At 65.3% G+C, this 277-nt stretch carries 1 protein-coding gene; it reads right to left on the bottom strand.

From position 1 onward, the window contains the following. Positions 1 to 277: hypothetical protein (locus tag L9G74_RS20410; RefSeq protein WP_238898593.1), on the bottom strand; the 277-nt coding region annotated here is incomplete at both ends.

Here is a 277-nt window from a genome sequence, read left to right on the forward strand (position 1 = left end):
GCCGCGTCGTCCACGGTTGGCTGCTCGGGGACCAACCCGGTCAGATCGGGCACGTTCTCGCGCCACATGCCCGACACTCGGTCATACCCTTGGGCGCTGTGGATCGCGCCGTCGTCCTCGAGCAGCGGTGCCGAGGCGATACCGTTGAGCGGCGGCAGCCACCATTCGCCGCGCCAACCCAAATACATGACGGCGAAATGGCGCGACAGCCGGGCATTGACCTCGACGACTGTGAGGTCCTTCAACACCTTCAGCACGTATGGGCGGCAGACGGTAT

The organism is Shewanella electrica (assembly GCF_022321485.1).
Lineage (GTDB): Bacteria > Pseudomonadota > Gammaproteobacteria > Enterobacterales > Shewanellaceae > Shewanella > Shewanella electrica.